Consider the following 14,768-nt stretch of genomic DNA (forward strand, 5'->3'; position numbering starts at 1 on the left):
CGGAGAGTTTCATGGCCGGTCATTCCAAATGGGCCAACATCAAGCATAAGAAAGCCGCTGCCGACGCCAAGCGCGGCAAAATTTGGACGCGACTGATCAAGGAAATCACCGTAGCGGCCCGCCTGGGCGGCGGCGATGCCGATTCCAACCCGCGCCTGCGCCTGGCCATGGATAAGGCCACCGACGCCAACATGCCCAAAGACAACATCAACCGCGCCATCCAGCGCGGTGTGGGTGGCCTGGAAGGCGCAAACTACGAAGAAATCCGCTACGAAGGCTACGGCATCAACGGCGCCGCCATCATCGTCGACTGCCTGACCGACAACCGTACGCGCACGGTGGCCGAAGTCCGCCACGGGTTCGACAAGTACGGTGGCAATATGGGCACGCAGGGCTCGGTGGCCTTCATGTTCGACCATGTCGGCCAGTTCATCTTTGCCCCAGGCACGCCGGAGGACAAGCTGATGGACGCCGCGCTCGAAGCCGGCGCCGACGATGTTGTCACCCATGAAGACGGCGCGCTCGAAGTCATCTGCCCGCCCAACGATTTCTCCAAGGTCAAGACTGCGCTGGAAGCCGCCGGCTTCAAGGCGGAATTGGCCGAAGTCATCATGAAACCGCAAACCGAAGTCGAGTTCACCGGCGACGATGCGGCCAAGATGCAGAAACTGCTCGACGTCCTGGAAAACCTGGACGACGTGCAGGAAGTCTTCACCAACGCGGTCATCGGAGAATAAGCTCCGGACGCGCGCACAACGGCGATCGACCTCACGATCGCCGTTTTTGTTTTCCAGATTTCGAATCGGATTTTGTAATTTCAGGTAGGTACAGCATGAAAGTGATGGTGGTCGGTTCGGGCGGACGGGAACACGCCCTGGCATGGAAGCTGGCTCGTTCGCCCAAGGTGCAGGTGGTGTACGTGGCGCCGGGCAACGGCGGCACGGCGCTCGACAAGCGCCTGCAGAACCTGCCGATCACGGACCCGGAAGTGCTGGCCGCGTTTGCCGAGCGCGAAGGCATCCATTTCACCGTGGTGGGGCCCGAAGCGCCGCTGGCCGCCGGTATCGTCGACCTGTTCCGCGCCAAGGGCCTGCGCATCTTCGGGCCGACGAAGGCGGCTGCGCAGCTCGAATCGTCGAAGGACTTCGCCAAGGCGTTCATGCATCGCCACGGCATTCCGACCGCCAAGTACCAGACCTTCAGCGACGCGGCGCAAGCGCATGCCTATATCGATCAGGAAGGCGCGCCCATCGTCATCAAGGCCGACGGCTTGGCCGCCGGCAAGGGCGTGGTCGTGGCCATGACGCCCGAAGAAGCACACGGCGCCATCGACATGATGCTGGCCGACAACCGCCTGGGCGATGCCGGTGCGCGCGTGGTCATCGAAGAATTCCTGGCTGGCGAAGAAGCCAGCTTCATCGTCGTGTGCGACGGCAAGCACGTCGTGGCGCTGGCCACCAGCCAGGACCACAAGCGCCTGCTCGACGGCGACGCCGGCCCCAACACCGGCGGCATGGGCGCCTACTCGCCCGCGCCGGTGGTCACACCCACGCTGCACGCCCGCGCGCTGCGCGAGATCATCATGCCGACCATCCGCGGCATGGAGCGCGACGGCATCCCGTACACCGGTTTCCTGTACGCCGGCCTGATGATCGACGCCGAAGGCAATCCGAAAACGCTCGAATTCAACTGCCGCATGGGTGACCCCGAAACGCAGCCCATCATGGCACGCATGAAGACCGACCTGTATGACGTACTCGACCGCGCCATCGACGGCAAGCTCGACGGCATGGAGCTCGACTGGGACCGCCGCACCGCGCTGGGCGTTGTGATGGCCGCGCACAACTACCCGGACACGCCGCGCAAGGGTGACATCATCACCGGCATCCCGAAGGAGACCGAAGATAGCGTCACCTTCCACGCCGGCACCACACTCAAGGACGGCGTGCTGACCACCACTGGCGGCCGCGTGCTGTGCGTGGTCGGTCTGGCGGATACCGTCAAGGCCGCCCAGCGCGCCGCGTACAACGCCATCGAACAGATCCAGTTTGACGGCGCCCAGTACCGCAAGGACATTGGCCACCGCGCCATCCGCCATTAAGCGAATCCCCCGCCGCGCTCATGCCCCCAAAGGGGGCAAGCGCGGTATTCGTCACCCGGGTGATCCCCAACTTGCCCCGGCGGCCCGCCCGCTACAATGGTGACAACCGCATGACTCGGCCGCCCGCGCGGCCTCGCCCGATCTGATGGATACCCAAGCCGTCCGCGCCTACCTGCTGGCTTTGCAGGACCGCATCACCACCGCCGTCGGCGCACTCGACGGCGGCACCTTCGCCACCGACGCGTGGGACAAGCCGCCCACCGAACGCCTGCGCGGCAGCGGCCGCACCCGCATTCTGGAAGGCGGCGCGCTACTGGAGCGCGGCGGCGTCGGTTTCTCGCACGTCATGGGCGACACCTTGCCACCGTCCGCCACCGCCAACCGGCCCGAACTGGCCGGGCGCGGCTTCGAGGCGATGGGCGTGTCGCTGGTCTTCCACCCGCGCAATCCTTACGTACCGACAGTGCACATGAACGTGCGCTGCTTCGTCGCCGTACGCGCCGATGCCGAGCCCGTCTGGTGGTTCGGGGGCGGCATGGACCTCACGCCCTATTACGGCTTCACCGAAGACGCCACGCACTTCCACCGCACCTGCCAAAGCGCCCTCGCCCCCTACGGCGATGAGCTGTACCCGCGCTTCAAGCAGTGGTGCGACGACTACTTCTATCTGAAGCACCGCAAGGAAGCGCGCGGCATCGGCGGCATCTTCTTCGATGACTTTGCCGAACTCGGCTTCGAGCGCAGCTTTGAGATGATGCGCGGCGTTGGCGACGCGTTCCTGCCCGCCTGGCTGCCCATCGCCGAGCGACGCCACGCCACGCCCTACGGTGACAGCGAACGCGACTTCCAGGCCTACCGCCGCGGCCGTTATGTCGAATTCAACCTGGTGTTCGACCGTGGCACGCTGTTCGGCCTGCAAAGCGGCGGCCGCGCGGAATCGATCCTGATGTCGATGCCGCCCGTGGCCAACTGGCGCTATGACTGGCAGCCCGAACCGGGATCACCGGAAGCCGCGCTCTATACCGACTTCCTGCCGGCGCGCGACTGGGTATGACGCTTCCCGCTTTCCTGCGCCCCGATCTTGACCGCCCTTACCGCCTCGGCCTGCTGGGCGGTACGTTTGATCCGCCGCACGTCGGCCACATCGCCCTGGCCGAACTGTGCATCGCCCGGCTCGACCTGGATGAGTTGCTGTGGATTCCAACCGGCGTGTCATGGCAGAAAGCCGCCGATATCACGCCCGCGCCGCTGCGTTTCGCGATGACCGAACTGGCGGCAAAAACCGTGCAAGGCGGCCGCGCCCGCGTGCGGGTGACTTCAATGGAAGTCGACCGCCACGGGCCCAGCTACACCATCGACACCGTGCGTGAATTGCGCGGCGTCTATGGCCCGGACACCTCCATGGCGTGGCTCATGGGCGCCGACCAGCTCGTCGGCCTGGACACCTGGCACGGCTGGCAAGACCTGTTCGAATACGTCCACCTGTGCGTGGCCACACGCCCCGGCTTCGACCTGCAGGCGCTGCATGCGCCCGTACAACGCGAGCTGGATGTGCGCCGGGGCGACACGGCATTGGTACAATGCGCACCCGCCGGCCATATGTGGATCGACCAGACCCTGGCCGTCGACCTGTCTTCCACCCGCCTGCGCCAGCAGCTTGCCACCGGCGCGCGCTGCGACGTAGACCTGCCTGCCGGCGTGGCCGACCTGATCCAATCGCATTCGCTGTACCGCCGTGCCAATGGCACGGTCAGTGCTTGACCGCGTGTTCGGTGTTCAGCCACGTTCGCGCGCTTTTCTGACCTTTTTTCTCGCCCTTTAAACGTTCTTCTCACTCAGTATGGATATTCGCAAACTACAACGCGTGATCGTCGACGCGCTCGAAGACGTCAAGGCGCAAGACATCAAGGTCTTCAACACGACCCACCTGACCGAACTGTTCGACCGCACGGTCATCGCCAGCGGCACGTCCAACCGCCAGACCAAGGCGCTCGCCGCCTCCGTGCGTGATGCCGTCAAGGAAGCCGGCGGCCACGTCATCGCCGTGGAAGGCGAAGACGTGGGTGAATGGGTGCTGGTCGACTGCGGCGACGCCGTAGTCCACATCATGCAGCCGCAACTGCGCCAGTACTACAACCTCGAAGAAATCTGGGGCGACAAACCGGTGCGCGTGCAGCTCGGCGGTACGGGCGGTCGCGGCCTGCCCAAGGCCAGCGAAGGTTACGACGACGAGGAAGACGAGGCCGAAGAAGTGACGCCGGCCAAGCGCCGTACGACCAAGCCGAAGCTTGCGGGTGAGCGCCCGACCAAAGCGGCGGCACCGGCCAGGAAGGCTCCCGCCAAGACCGCTGCCAAGAAGTCGGCCAACAAGCCCGCCACCAAGCGCGCCACCGGCACTGGCAAGCCCACCACGAAGACCGCCGCGAAAACGGCGACCAAGACGGCGACCAAGACGGCAGCCAAGCGCGCTCCGGCCAAAAAGCGCGCGGCGTAACCTCGCGCAGGCAGCTTCGCCATGCAGTTGTTGATCGTTGCCGTCGGGCACAAGATGCCGTCCTGGATTGAGGACGGCTTCTCTGAATATGCCAAGCGCATGCCGCCGGAGCTGCGCATCGAACTGCGCGAGATCAAGCCCGAGCAGCGCTCGGGCAGCCGCACCGCCGCCACCGTCATGCAGCTCGAAGCCGCGCGCATTGAAGCCGCGCTGCCCAAGGGCTGCCGCATGATCGCGCTGGATGAGCGCGGCAAGGATCTCACCACCGTCGCGCTGGCGGAATCCCTCACGGGTTGGCAACAGGAAGGCGGTGATATCGCTTTCGTGATTGGCGGCGCGGATGGACTGGATCCGGCGCTCAAGGCCCGCGCCCGCACGCTGATCCGCCTGTCAAGCCTGACGCTGCCGCACGGCATGGTGCGCGTGCTGCTGGCCGAGCAGCTCTATCGCGCGTGGAGCATCACGCAAAACCACCCGTATCACCGCGTATGACCATGGATGCACCCGGCGCACCACACCTTTATCTCGCCTCGCAAAGCCCGCGCCGGCAGGAGTTGCTGCGCCAGATCGGCGCGCGCTTCGAGTTGCTGCTGGCTGATGGTGATGAAGATGCGGAAGCGCTGGAAGCCGTGCTTCCCGGCGAGACGCCCGACGACTACGTTCAGCGCGTCTGCGCATTGAAGGCACAGGCTGCCGTGCGCCGCCGCATCGCACGCAATCTTCCCGCCCTGCCGATCCTGACGTCTGACACCACCGTGTGTCTGGGCGGCGAGATTCTCGGCAAACCCACCGACGCCGCCGACGCCTACCGCATGCTGCGCGGCATGTCGGGCCGCGAACATCGCGTGCTGACGGCCGTTACTGTCGTCAAAGCCGACGGCACACCGATGCATGCGTTGTCCATTTCCGACGTGCGCTTTGCCGTACTGACGGACAACGATATCGCCCGCTACATCGCCAGCGGCGAGCCATTCGGCAAAGCCGGCGCGTACGGCATTCAGGGCCGCGCAGCCGCCTTTGTTGCCCATATTTCGGGAAGCTATTCGGGTATCATGGGCCTACCCTTGTTCGAGACCGCCGCACTGCTCGCACAGGCGAGCATCATGCTGTGAATCACGCTGTAACTCGCGCCCCCTGACCGGCCGCTGACGCACGCACCGGACAGCGTGCGAGGGCCGGTTTCAAGACACGCTTCGGGCGCGCACGATCAAGCCCAGAGGCGGGTGCTGAAACCCGCTCTCCAGGTATCCCCCATGTCCGAAGACATCCTCGTCAATATCACGCCGCAAGAAACGCGCGTGGCCATCGTCCAGCAAGCCGCCGTCCAGGAGCTCCACATCGAGCGCACGCTCACGCGCGGACTGGTCGGCAACATCTACCTTGGCAAAGTAGTGCGCGTGCTGCCGGGCATGCAATCGGCCTTTATCGATATCGGGCTGGAGCGTGCAGCGTTTCTGCATGTGGCAGACATCTGGCACCCGCGCGACGCCAAAGACGCGCCGCCCACGCCGCAGGTCGCTATCGAGAAGACGCTCTTCGAAGGCCAGGCGCTGATGGTGCAGGTCATCAAAGACCCGATCGGCACCAAGGGCGCGCGGCTGTCCACGCAGGTCAGCATTGCCGGCCGTACGCTGGTGTATCTGCCGCAGGACCCGCACATCGGCATTTCGCAGAAGATCGGTAACGAGGCCGAGCGTGAAGCACTGCGTGCACGCGTGACGGGCATGGTGCCGGCGGACGAGCGCGGCGGCTTTATCGTACGCACCATCGCCGAGGAATCGACCGACGAAGAGCTTGCCAACGATGTCGCTTATCTGCGCAAGATCTGGGCAACCATCCGCCACAACGCCACAACGTTGCCCGCGCCGTCGATCCTGTATCAAGACTTGAACCTCGCCCAGCGCGTGCTGCGCGATTTCGTGACAGACGAGACGCGCAGCATCCAGGTCGATTCGCGTGAGAACCATCAAAAGCTGGTCGAATTTGCGCAGGAGTACACGCCGGCCGTGGTCGAGCGCCTGACGCACTACACCGGCGAGCGCCCGATCTTCGACCTCTACAACATCGAAGCGGAAGTCGAGCGCGCGCTGTCGCGCCGGGTCGACTTGAAATCGGGCGGCTATCTGATGATCGATCAGACCGAGGCGATGACGACAATTGACGTCAACACCGGCGGTTACGTGGGCGCGCGCAACTTCGACGACACGATCTTCAAGACCAACCTGGAAGCCGCACACACCATCGCGCGGCAACTGCGGCTGCGCAACCTGGGCGGCATCATCATCATCGACTTCATCGACATGGAGTCGGCCGAGCATCGCGACGCGGTGCTGGCCGAACTGCGCAAGGCGCTGGCGCGCGACCGCACGCGCATCACGGTCAACAGCTTCTCGCAGTTGGGGCTGGTGGAGATGACGCGCAAACGTACGCGGGAATCGCTCGCGCACGTGCTGTGCGAGCAGTGCCCGGTGTGCCAGGGCAAGGGTCAGGTGAAGACGCCACGCACGGTGTGCTACGACATCCTGCGCGAGATCATGCGCGAATCACGCCAGTTCAATCCGCGCGAGTTCCGTATTCTGGCGTCGCAATCGGTGATCGACTTGTTCCTGGAAGAGGAAAGCCAGCACCTGGCGATGCTGGGCGATTTCATCGGCAAGCCGATTTCGCTGCAGGTGGAGTCTTCTGCGGCCAGCCAGGAGCAGTACGACATCATCCTGATGTAGTCGCACCCGGCCTGCTCCAGCAAGCGGTTACTTCCTCTCGCGCGGCAAGCGGCCGAGCAGAAAGAACTCATCGTTCGGCCGCATCGAGATCACGTTCGCCATGCGGTTCGACAAGCCGAAGAACGCCGTGATGCCAGCGATATCCCAGATGTCTTCATGGTCGAAACCGTGCACGCGCAGGGCGTCGTAATCGACTTCATTGACGGTGTGCGAGGCGGTGCAGACCTTCATCGCAAAGTCGAGCATGGCGCGCTGGCGCGGGGTGATGTCGGCCTTGCGATAGTTGACCGCCACCTGATCGGCCACCAGCGGATTCTTCTCGTAGATGCGCAGGATGGCACCGTGCGCGACCACGCAATACAGGCATTGGTTGGCGCCGGAAGTCGCCACCACGATCATCTCGCGCTCGCCCTTGGTCAGACTGCTGCCTTCGCGCAGCATCAGCGCATCATGGTAGGCGAAGAACGCGCGGCACTCGGCAGGCCGGTGCGATAACGCGAGGAAAACGTTCGGCACAAAACCGGTCTTCTCCTGCACCTCGAGAATGCGCGCGCGGATGTCTTCGGGAATGTCGGCCAGTTCAGGAACGGGAAACCGGCTGATGGGCGGCGTGGTGATCGTCACGATGTCTCCTTGTGTTGAGCATCTGAGCACGCCGCCCGAGAGGAATGGCTTATTGAGTGGCGAACTGGATGCGATGCAGTCCAGCATACAACCCATCGCGGTCAATGAGTTCGCGGTGCGTGCCGACTTCGGCAATCTTGCCGTGCTCCAGCACGACAATGCGGTCGGCGTTTTCGATGGTCGAAAGGCGGTGCGCGATCACCAGCGTCGTGCGCCCCTCCATCAGCCGTTCAAGCGCGGCTTGCACTTGGCGCTCGGATTCCGAATCCAGCGCGGAGGTGGCTTCGTCGAGAATCAGGATCGGCGCATCCTTATAGATGGCGCGGGCAATTGCCAAGCGCTGGCGCTGGCCGCCCGAGAGCTTCGAACCGTTGTCACCGACATTGGTATCGATGCCCCCCGGCAGGTTGTCCACCACATCCGTCAGGTAGGCTGCTTCCAGCGCGCGACGCACGCGCGCCATGTCGATCTCGGAGGCGTCACGGGCGCCATACGCTACGTTGGCGGCGATGGTGTCGTTGAACAGCACCACGTCCTGGCTCACGAAGGCAATCTGGCGCCGCAGATCGTGCAGCGATAGATCGCCCAGCGCATCGCCGTCGAGCGAGATCGTGCCTGAGGTCGGATCAAAGAAGCGCGGCAGCAGGTTCACCAGCGTGGTCTTGCCGCTGCCCGATGGGCCAACCAGCGCGACGACCTCACCCGGTTTGACGTGCAGGTTGACGTTGTCGAGCGCAGCACGGCCATCTTCGCCATAGCGGAAGGTGACGTTGTCGAAACGGACATCGCCGCGGGCGCGGTCCATCGGCTTGCCGCCCTCTTGCGGCTCGATTGGCGTGTCAATCAGCCCGAAGATGAACTCGGCGGCGGTCAGGCCACGCTGCAAGGGCTGGTTCACGTCAGTCAGGTGCTTGAGCGGCGAGATCAGCAGCAGCATCGCCATCACAAAACCGGTAAAACCACCAACCGTGGTCTGGTTGGCCTGAGCCTGCATCATGGCGATCGCCAGGATGATCGACAGCGCCAGCGCCGCCAGGAACTGCGTTACGGGCTGGTTCAAGCCGCCGGCCACAGCCACGCGCATGGCGTAGCCGCGCAGGCGGTTGGTCATGGCGTTGAAGCGCAGCGATTCATACGCCTCGCCGCCGTGCAGCTTGACGACCTTGTAACCGCCCACGGCCTCTTCCACCACATAGGCGGCCTGGTTGGTCAGGTTCTGGCTCTCGCGGTTGAGCGAGCGCAGACGGCGGTTGATGCGCGACATCAGCAGACCAATGATCGGCAGGATCACTGCCACCACCAGCGTCAGCCGCCAGTTGGTATAGAAGAGGAACACCAGCAGCGCCAGCACCGTCATCGAGTCGCGCACCAGCGTAATAAACACGCCGGTCAGCACCTGCAGCACCTGGTTCACCTCAAAGATCACCGCGTTGATGATCGACGCTGCCGTATTGCGCTGATAGTACGAAGCGGGTGCCTGCAGCAAACGCTCGAACATCTTCATCCGCAGATTCAGCAGCACCTTGTTCGACACGAGGCTCAGCAGGTACGTCGATGCAAACTGCGCGATGCCGCGCACCACGGCAATGCCCACCAGCATGGCGGGCACTTGCCATAGCTTGCCAGCGTATTCACCGCCGAAACCCTGATCCAGCAGATCCTTCACGACCTTGGGGATGATCCCCTCCGTGGCCGCCACCACGCCCATGGCGACCATTGCCAGGATGAAGGCGGTCAACTCGGGGCGCAGGTAGCTCCACAACCGCTTGAGCATCGGCTTGGCGGGCGCGGGATGGTCGGACTTTGCTTGTATACTCACGGCGTTTTCAAATAAGAGTGGGCAGCCTGCATCGCATGACGACGGGCACTGCCGACAGAAAGTGTGTTGCAGCGGCTGTCATCCGACAGACGGGCGACCCGGCATTTTAGCGGCAATCGACCACTCGGGCCCATCCTGCTGCGCAATCCCCGGCCAACGCGGCCGGCGCATCACCTGACGCTTCCCAATGAGTTCGCGCGTTCCCACGTTTTTCATCAATCTCGACCATGACGCCGGGCGCCGCGCAGCGCTGGAACGCCAGCTCGATGCGCTTGGCCTGCAGCACAGTCGCTTTCCGGGCGTGTACGGCAAGGCACTTTCAGCCGAGGCGCTTGCACGTCACTACGACCACGCCCGCGCTATCGGCCAAAGCCGCGAACTGACTGTCGGCGAAGTGGGCTGCGCGCTGAGCCACCTGGGCGTCTACCGCGCGATGATCGAGCAGAATCTGCCCTATGCGCTCATCCTCGAAGACGACGCGAAACTCGGGCCGCACGTGCCCGCGGTGCTCGATGCGCTGACACAGCAGGTGTCACCCGACGAGCCCGTGGTCACGTTGCTCACGCACATCGACCGCTACTACAAGCGCAGCGCAAAACCACTGACGGCTGACCACAGCACGGTCAGGCTCGCCAACTACCAGTGGCTTGCGCACGGCTATTTCGTCACCCGCGCGGCAGCGCAGCGCATGGTGAAGCAACTTTACCCAGTGTGGCTGGCCGCGGACTACTGGCACAAGTTTGAGCGCGAAGGCATCGTACAAATGCGCGCGGTCGTACCTTATGTGATTGGCGTACAGAACTTCGACAGCGGCTCCAACCTGGAGGCTGATCGCGCCATCAAAAGCCGTGAAGCCGATGAGCGGCTTGGGGTCGGCCATCATTTGCGCCAGATCTTCGTGCGCAAATTTCTTTACCAGATTTTCGTGCGGCCGTTCCTCGGCATCGCCAAGCAGAAGAAGACTTGGTGAGCGCGGCGACGCCAGCTCAGGCGCCCTGCCCGCGTAACTCCGCCAACCCGGATTCCGCACGGATGAAGTCGGTATTACGGCGCACCATCATGCGTTGGTAGTTGGGGCTTTCCTGCTCGCGTGACTGTTCGCGGTGCCACAGATGGAAAACTTCAGTCGCGCAAAAGCCGCGTTTGCGCCGCACGCCGGCGTTGTACAGTCGCACGACCAGATCAGCATCTTCATGGCCCCAGCCAACGAAACTCTGGTCGAAGCCGTTCACGTGTTCGAAATCGCTGCGCCACACGCCAAGGTTGCAGCTCTTGATGCCACGCAGGCTGGTGTCCTTGAACGTACGCGGCACAGGCAAGCCCGGCACCAATAGCGGCAGGAATTTGTTGATGCGACCGGCGCGCCAGGCACTGAACCAATACGCGCGGTCTTTCAGGTGGATATCGAGTTGCCGCGCAACCACTTCACGCGTCATCGCTTCATCCAGGAGGATGCGGCTACCAGACAGCAAGCGCCCCGGCTCAGCCAACGCGCGGTGCCGGGCGACGAAATCCGGGCGCGGTACGCAATCGCCATCGAGAAAAACGAGGTAATCGGCGTCGGTGGCCAGCACGCCGCGGTTGCGGATTTCACCCGCGCGGAAACCGTCGTCAGGATGCCAGACATGGCGCAATGGATACGGCGCAGCCTTGGCAGCGGCTTCGACCGCCACGCGCGTATCGTCGCGCGAACCATCGTCGGCGACGATGACGTCGAATGCACCGTCGGTCTGAGCACCACAACCGGCCAGTACGCGGGCGAGCGCGTCGGGGCGGTTATACGTCGTAACGATCAGGGCGATGCGACGCGGCGGCTCAGCGCTTGCCATGACGATGCAGCATCATCAGCTTGATGTAGCGGTAGTACGTACCCTCGGCATTCGACACGGCCAGCATGAAGCCCTCCGCGCCATCGAGGAAGCCGCGCTGGATGACGTAAGTGCGGATGAACGCCCACAGCCCGTGACCGATCGCGCTGCCCAGTGATGCGCGCTTGCCCTTTGCATAGGCTGCGGCCGCGCCGGCGGTCGAGTAATCGTTCGCTTTGTCGAGTGCGGCCTTCAGGTCTGGGATCGAGTAATGGATGATCGGGGCGTGGAAGTCGCCCACGGTGCCCTCGAAAACCAGATGCGAGTGCACCGGCGCATCGAAGAACGTCACCTGTTCGCGCTTGAAAAAGCGGCGGATACGGTCAGGCCACCAACCGGAGTGCTTCATGAAACGGCCGCAGAAGCTCGAGCTGCGCGGCATCGAATACACAGTGTGCGAGCTGCCCGATTCGAGCACCGCAATCATCTCGGCGCGCAGTTCGGGGCTGACGCGCTCATCGGCATCCAGGGAAAGCACCCAGTCAGTACGGGCTTCGCGCAAGGCGCGGTTGGATTGCTCGCCGTAGCCGGGCCAATCGGTCTCGAACACGCGTGCGCCCAATTGCCGGCAGATATCCTGTGTGCCATCCGTGCTGCCGGAATCGAAGACGATGACGTCGTTCGCCCAGTCGCGCACCGAGCGGATGCAGTCGCCAATATCAGCGGCTTCATTCTTGGCGACGATGATGACGGCGAGCGTGGCTCGGTTGGATGCGGACATGCGAAAACGATCTCAGAGAACAGGAACGGCGCCAAGCTGCTGCCGGCGCCGATGAATATGCGCGGTGAACACGGCCACCATCACGCTGTAGAACACGACCGTCTGCGCGATGATGAGCATCACCTCCGTCAGCCCGAACAGCATGAAACCGACACACAGCGTGAGACCCATCGCGCCGGTAGTGCGCAGGATCCGGTCATCACACAGTGCAGCGCGCAGGAAGTACGCGGCAGGCACCAGATACAGCGCAAGCAGCGCCGCGATGCCCAGCACACCAAGCGAGGCGCCATTGTATAGAAACTCGTTATGGGCATGCTCGAAGGCGGTGGCTTCTTGCGTAATCACGCCCTCGGCATGCATGACCTGCAACGTATCGTGGAACTTGCCCCGGCCGACGCCAGCCAACGGATGGCGCGTCAACATCAGCGTGGCAGCCTTCCAGAGCTGGAAGCGAATACCAACGGAAGTATTGAGTTGCCCGGCCTCGTAAGCGTGAATATCGCTCACAGCCTGATCGAAGCGGGCGCGGACAATACTCGATGACACGCAGACGGCCGCAAGCAGCGCAAAAAACACCAGCAATGCAGTGAGTCGCTTTTTCCAGCTCACATGGCGCAGCGTCGCCACGGCAATCAACAACAGAACGGGAATCGCCACCCAGCCGCCCCGCGACTGAGACATATAAGACGCGTAAAGTCCCGCCGCGCCACCCAATATGCGTAACGCGACGCGCACCCGGCTATCGTTGTGCGCCCATCCAATGGAGATCAACGAGAACAATCCCAACAGCAGCGACAGATTGCCGAACGGGATGGCGTTGGCAAACCCACCTACTTCTCCCGAACGCCCGGAACGCAGCTCCAGATACGCCCATACCATTGAGGCAAGCGCACCCGCTACGCAACCCCACTGAACACGCTGCAACTGTTCAGGCCGCAATTGCAGCAGCCCGAACAAGACAAACCCAAGCAGCCACAGACGGCCATAGGCAAACGGAACGTTACGCGGCGCAGCCGGATTCAGAAGCGAGCTGATCAGCATCGCTGTCGGCAGGGCGGCCATGGTCAGGATCAGCCAGCGATGGTCGCGCCACATGGCGCGCAGCCTGCTCGCAAGCGCCCCGGGCGAGGCCAGCATCGCCCAAAGCCCCGCTACCAGCAACAGTGAGTACGACAGAAATGCTGCGCCGCTCACCGACAACATGAACGCCGGAAGAATCCCAATCCCGAGCACGGCAAGCCCTGCCGGCGCGCTGGACACCAACGCCCGGCCACGTTGCATCAAACCACTCATCGCAATGTCCCCGCGCTGGGTGCAAGCGCCAACAAGGCGTCGATGTGCGCGGCGATACTCGGGTCGTAGCGCAGGTGTTCGTGCGGGTTCGCCAGGCGCGCCTGACCAGCCTGCGCACGGGCCACTGCCATCTCGATCGTGCGTGCCAGCGTGGCCGGATCATTCAGGTCGAAGGTGGGTGCGCCCGCATCCGAGATCACCTCGGTGCAGGCGATATTGCCGGCCAGCACGGCGGGCGTACCGCACAGCACGGACTCCACCCCGATCAAGCCAAAGGGCTCATAGTGCGACGCGAGAATCGTGTAATCCGCTGCACGATAGACATTCTCGACATCCTTGCGATAGCCCAGGTAGCGGATGTTGGGCGAGGACGACGATACCGGCCGCCCGATCACCACCAGTTGCACCGGCAAATCCGTCTTGGAAAAAAACGCCTCCAGCAGCGGATAGCCCTTGCGCTTGTGGCTCGACGACGGAAACACGAACGTGACGCGATCCGTGGCAAAGCCCAGCTCATCGCGCAGACGCTGGCGCTGCGCCTCATCCACCAGCGAAAACTTCGCCTCGCTCACCGGCGGGTAGACCGTCTTCACCTTGGCTTCGGGGATGTCGTAATAGTCGAGCACCTCCTGCGCCATCAATTTCGAATGCGCGACGATCACGTGCGAGCGCACGTAGTCACGGCGCTCCAGTGCGATCTGCTGGCGGTCCCAGAAACCGGCCGGCTTTGGGAAGCTCTTGAGGTAACCGACATGTGTGCCACCGCAGATGGCAATGTCCGACGCTCCCGTGCGGTTGCAGCCAATCATCAGGTCGATCTGCTCGTGCTTGGCCAGGTGGCGTACCAGCCAGCCGAAAACGTGATCGTTCAGCTTGCCCATCAGTTTGCGCGTGGGCAATGCAATGGCCTTGACCTGGCGGTATTCGGGAAGCGCTTTGTCCACCATCTTGGCGAAGAACACAGGACGGATGGCGCGCTCATGCAGGCCGCGCACCAGGTCCATCGCATAGCGCTCGCTGCCGCCGCTGTAGCCCAGCGCGTTGCACGAGATTCCGACGTTCATGGATGCTCTAGTAATAGTCGTATTGAGACTGCAGTCGTGCCGGGCCCGCGCCCGGCGATGG

Annotated in this window: 15 protein-coding genes; 9 read left to right on the top strand and 6 right to left on the bottom strand. The window is 63.4% G+C overall.

Going from position 1 to position 14,768, the window contains the following annotated elements:
- Positions 1–11: 11 nt before the first annotated feature.
- The 8 genes from PSUB009319_RS05345 to rng all read left to right on the top strand — a co-directional run bounded on the left by PSUB009319_RS05345 (position 12) and on the right by rng (position 7,318).
- Positions 12–737: a YebC/PmpR family DNA-binding transcriptional regulator gene (locus PSUB009319_RS05345; RefSeq protein ID WP_124381207.1), complete on the top strand. Its 726-nt coding sequence runs from the start codon at positions 12–14 to the stop codon at positions 735–737.
- Positions 738–832: 95 nt separating this feature from the next.
- Positions 833–2,101 (top strand): phosphoribosylamine--glycine ligase, encoded by a 1,269-nt coding sequence (gene purD, locus PSUB009319_RS05350; RefSeq protein WP_124381208.1) that lies wholly within the window; start codon positions 833–835, stop codon positions 2,099–2,101.
- A 145-nt stretch (positions 2,102–2,246) separates the two neighbouring features.
- Complete coding sequence (gene hemF, locus PSUB009319_RS05355) at positions 2,247–3,155, top strand: oxygen-dependent coproporphyrinogen oxidase (RefSeq protein ID WP_124381209.1); 909 nt, start codon at positions 2,247–2,249, stop codon at positions 3,153–3,155.
- Positions 3,152–3,862 (top strand): nicotinate-nucleotide adenylyltransferase, encoded by a 711-nt coding sequence (locus tag PSUB009319_RS05360; RefSeq protein WP_124381210.1) that lies wholly within the window; start codon positions 3,152–3,154, stop codon positions 3,860–3,862. The genes hemF and PSUB009319_RS05360 overlap by 4 nt, the downstream gene beginning before the upstream one ends.
- A gap of 79 nt (positions 3,863–3,941) precedes the next feature.
- Positions 3,942–4,595: a ribosome silencing factor gene (gene rsfS, locus PSUB009319_RS05365; protein ID WP_124381211.1), complete on the top strand. Its 654-nt coding sequence runs from the start codon at positions 3,942–3,944 to the stop codon at positions 4,593–4,595.
- Between the two features lie 21 nt (positions 4,596–4,616).
- The gene (rlmH, locus tag PSUB009319_RS05370) at positions 4,617–5,087 is read left to right on the top strand and encodes a 23S rRNA (pseudouridine(1915)-N(3))-methyltransferase RlmH (RefSeq protein WP_124381212.1); all 471 of its coding nucleotides are present in this window, start codon (positions 4,617–4,619) and stop codon (positions 5,085–5,087) included.
- Complete coding sequence (locus PSUB009319_RS05375) at positions 5,084–5,707, top strand: nucleoside triphosphate pyrophosphatase (protein ID WP_124381213.1); 624 nt, start codon at positions 5,084–5,086, stop codon at positions 5,705–5,707. The genes rlmH and PSUB009319_RS05375 overlap by 4 nt, the downstream gene beginning before the upstream one ends.
- Before the next feature lie 141 nt (positions 5,708–5,848).
- The gene (gene rng, locus PSUB009319_RS05380; RefSeq protein WP_124381214.1) at positions 5,849–7,318 is read left to right on the top strand and encodes a ribonuclease G; all 1,470 of its coding nucleotides are present in this window, start codon (positions 5,849–5,851) and stop codon (positions 7,316–7,318) included.
- 27 nt (positions 7,319–7,345) lie between these two features.
- Here rng and PSUB009319_RS05385 read toward each other — a convergent pair whose 3' ends face one another.
- On the bottom strand, positions 7,346–7,942 hold the full coding sequence (locus PSUB009319_RS05385) for a peroxidase-related enzyme (protein WP_124381215.1): 597 nt from the start codon (positions 7,940–7,942) through the stop codon (positions 7,346–7,348).
- Between the two features lie 49 nt (positions 7,943–7,991).
- Positions 7,992–9,716 carry a lipid A export permease/ATP-binding protein MsbA gene (msbA, locus tag PSUB009319_RS05390; RefSeq protein WP_124381386.1) on the bottom strand — a complete coding sequence of 575 codons (1,725 nt, stop codon included), beginning with the start codon at positions 9,714–9,716 and terminating at the stop codon, positions 7,992–7,994.
- A gap of 232 nt (positions 9,717–9,948) precedes the next feature.
- Between msbA and PSUB009319_RS05395 the strand changes: the two genes are divergently transcribed.
- Entirely contained in the window at positions 9,949–10,731 is a 783-nt protein-coding gene (locus PSUB009319_RS05395; RefSeq protein ID WP_124381216.1) for a glycosyltransferase family 25 protein, read from the top strand.
- A gap of 16 nt (positions 10,732–10,747) precedes the next feature.
- Here the strand turns inward: PSUB009319_RS05395 and PSUB009319_RS05400 are convergent, their stop codons facing one another.
- Genes PSUB009319_RS05400 through PSUB009319_RS05415 form a run of 4 tightly spaced genes read right to left on the bottom strand, consistent with a single transcriptional unit; the run spans position 10,748 to position 14,707 of the window.
- Entirely contained in the window at positions 10,748–11,590 is an 843-nt protein-coding gene (locus tag PSUB009319_RS05400; RefSeq protein ID WP_124381217.1) for a glycosyltransferase family 2 protein, read from the bottom strand.
- Positions 11,577–12,350: a glycosyltransferase family 2 protein gene (locus PSUB009319_RS05405; protein ID WP_124381218.1), complete on the bottom strand. Its 774-nt coding sequence runs from the start codon at positions 12,348–12,350 to the stop codon at positions 11,577–11,579. The genes PSUB009319_RS05400 and PSUB009319_RS05405 overlap by 14 nt, the downstream gene beginning before the upstream one ends.
- 12 nt (positions 12,351–12,362) lie before the next feature.
- A complete protein-coding gene (locus PSUB009319_RS05410) occupies positions 12,363–13,643 on the bottom strand; it encodes an O-antigen ligase (RefSeq protein WP_124381219.1) in 1,281 nt (426 codons plus the stop codon).
- Positions 13,640–14,707: a glycosyltransferase gene (locus tag PSUB009319_RS05415; RefSeq protein ID WP_124381220.1), complete on the bottom strand. Its 1,068-nt coding sequence runs from the start codon at positions 14,705–14,707 to the stop codon at positions 13,640–13,642. Before PSUB009319_RS05415 ends, PSUB009319_RS05410 begins: the two co-directional genes overlap by 4 nt.
- Positions 14,708–14,768: the final 61 nt, after the last annotated feature.

It is taken from the genome of Ralstonia sp. SET104 (genome assembly GCF_003851545.1).
In the GTDB taxonomy this organism is placed as follows: Bacteria; Pseudomonadota; Gammaproteobacteria; order Burkholderiales; family Burkholderiaceae; genus Ralstonia.

Coding starts and splice junctions, on each gene's coding strand:
- rlmH (WP_124381212.1), top strand. CDS start 4,617: ATGCAGTTGTTGATCGTTGCCGTCGGGCACAAGATGCCGTCCTGGATT.
- msbA (WP_124381386.1), bottom strand. CDS start 9,716: ATGCTCAAGCGGTTGTGGAGCTACCTGCGCCCCGAGTTGACCGCCTTC.
- rsfS (WP_124381211.1), top strand. CDS start 3,942: ATGGATATTCGCAAACTACAACGCGTGATCGTCGACGCGCTCGAAGAC.
- PSUB009319_RS05395 (WP_124381216.1), top strand. CDS start 9,949: ATGAGTTCGCGCGTTCCCACGTTTTTCATCAATCTCGACCATGACGCC.
- PSUB009319_RS05405 (WP_124381218.1), bottom strand. CDS start 12,350: ATGTCCGCATCCAACCGAGCCACGCTCGCCGTCATCATCGTCGCCAAG.
- hemF (WP_124381209.1), top strand. CDS start 2,247: ATGGATACCCAAGCCGTCCGCGCCTACCTGCTGGCTTTGCAGGACCGC.
- PSUB009319_RS05400 (WP_124381217.1), bottom strand. CDS start 11,590: ATGGCAAGCGCTGAGCCGCCGCGTCGCATCGCCCTGATCGTTACGACG.
- purD (WP_124381208.1), top strand. CDS start 833: ATGAAAGTGATGGTGGTCGGTTCGGGCGGACGGGAACACGCCCTGGCA.
- PSUB009319_RS05360 (WP_124381210.1), top strand. CDS start 3,152: ATGACGCTTCCCGCTTTCCTGCGCCCCGATCTTGACCGCCCTTACCGC.
- PSUB009319_RS05345 (WP_124381207.1), top strand. CDS start 12: ATGGCCGGTCATTCCAAATGGGCCAACATCAAGCATAAGAAAGCCGCT.
- rng (WP_124381214.1), top strand. CDS start 5,849: ATGTCCGAAGACATCCTCGTCAATATCACGCCGCAAGAAACGCGCGTG.
- PSUB009319_RS05375 (WP_124381213.1), top strand. CDS start 5,084: ATGACCATGGATGCACCCGGCGCACCACACCTTTATCTCGCCTCGCAA.
- PSUB009319_RS05410 (WP_124381219.1), bottom strand. CDS start 13,643: ATGAGTGGTTTGATGCAACGTGGCCGGGCGTTGGTGTCCAGCGCGCCG.
- PSUB009319_RS05415 (WP_124381220.1), bottom strand. CDS start 14,707: ATGAACGTCGGAATCTCGTGCAACGCGCTGGGCTACAGCGGCGGCAGC.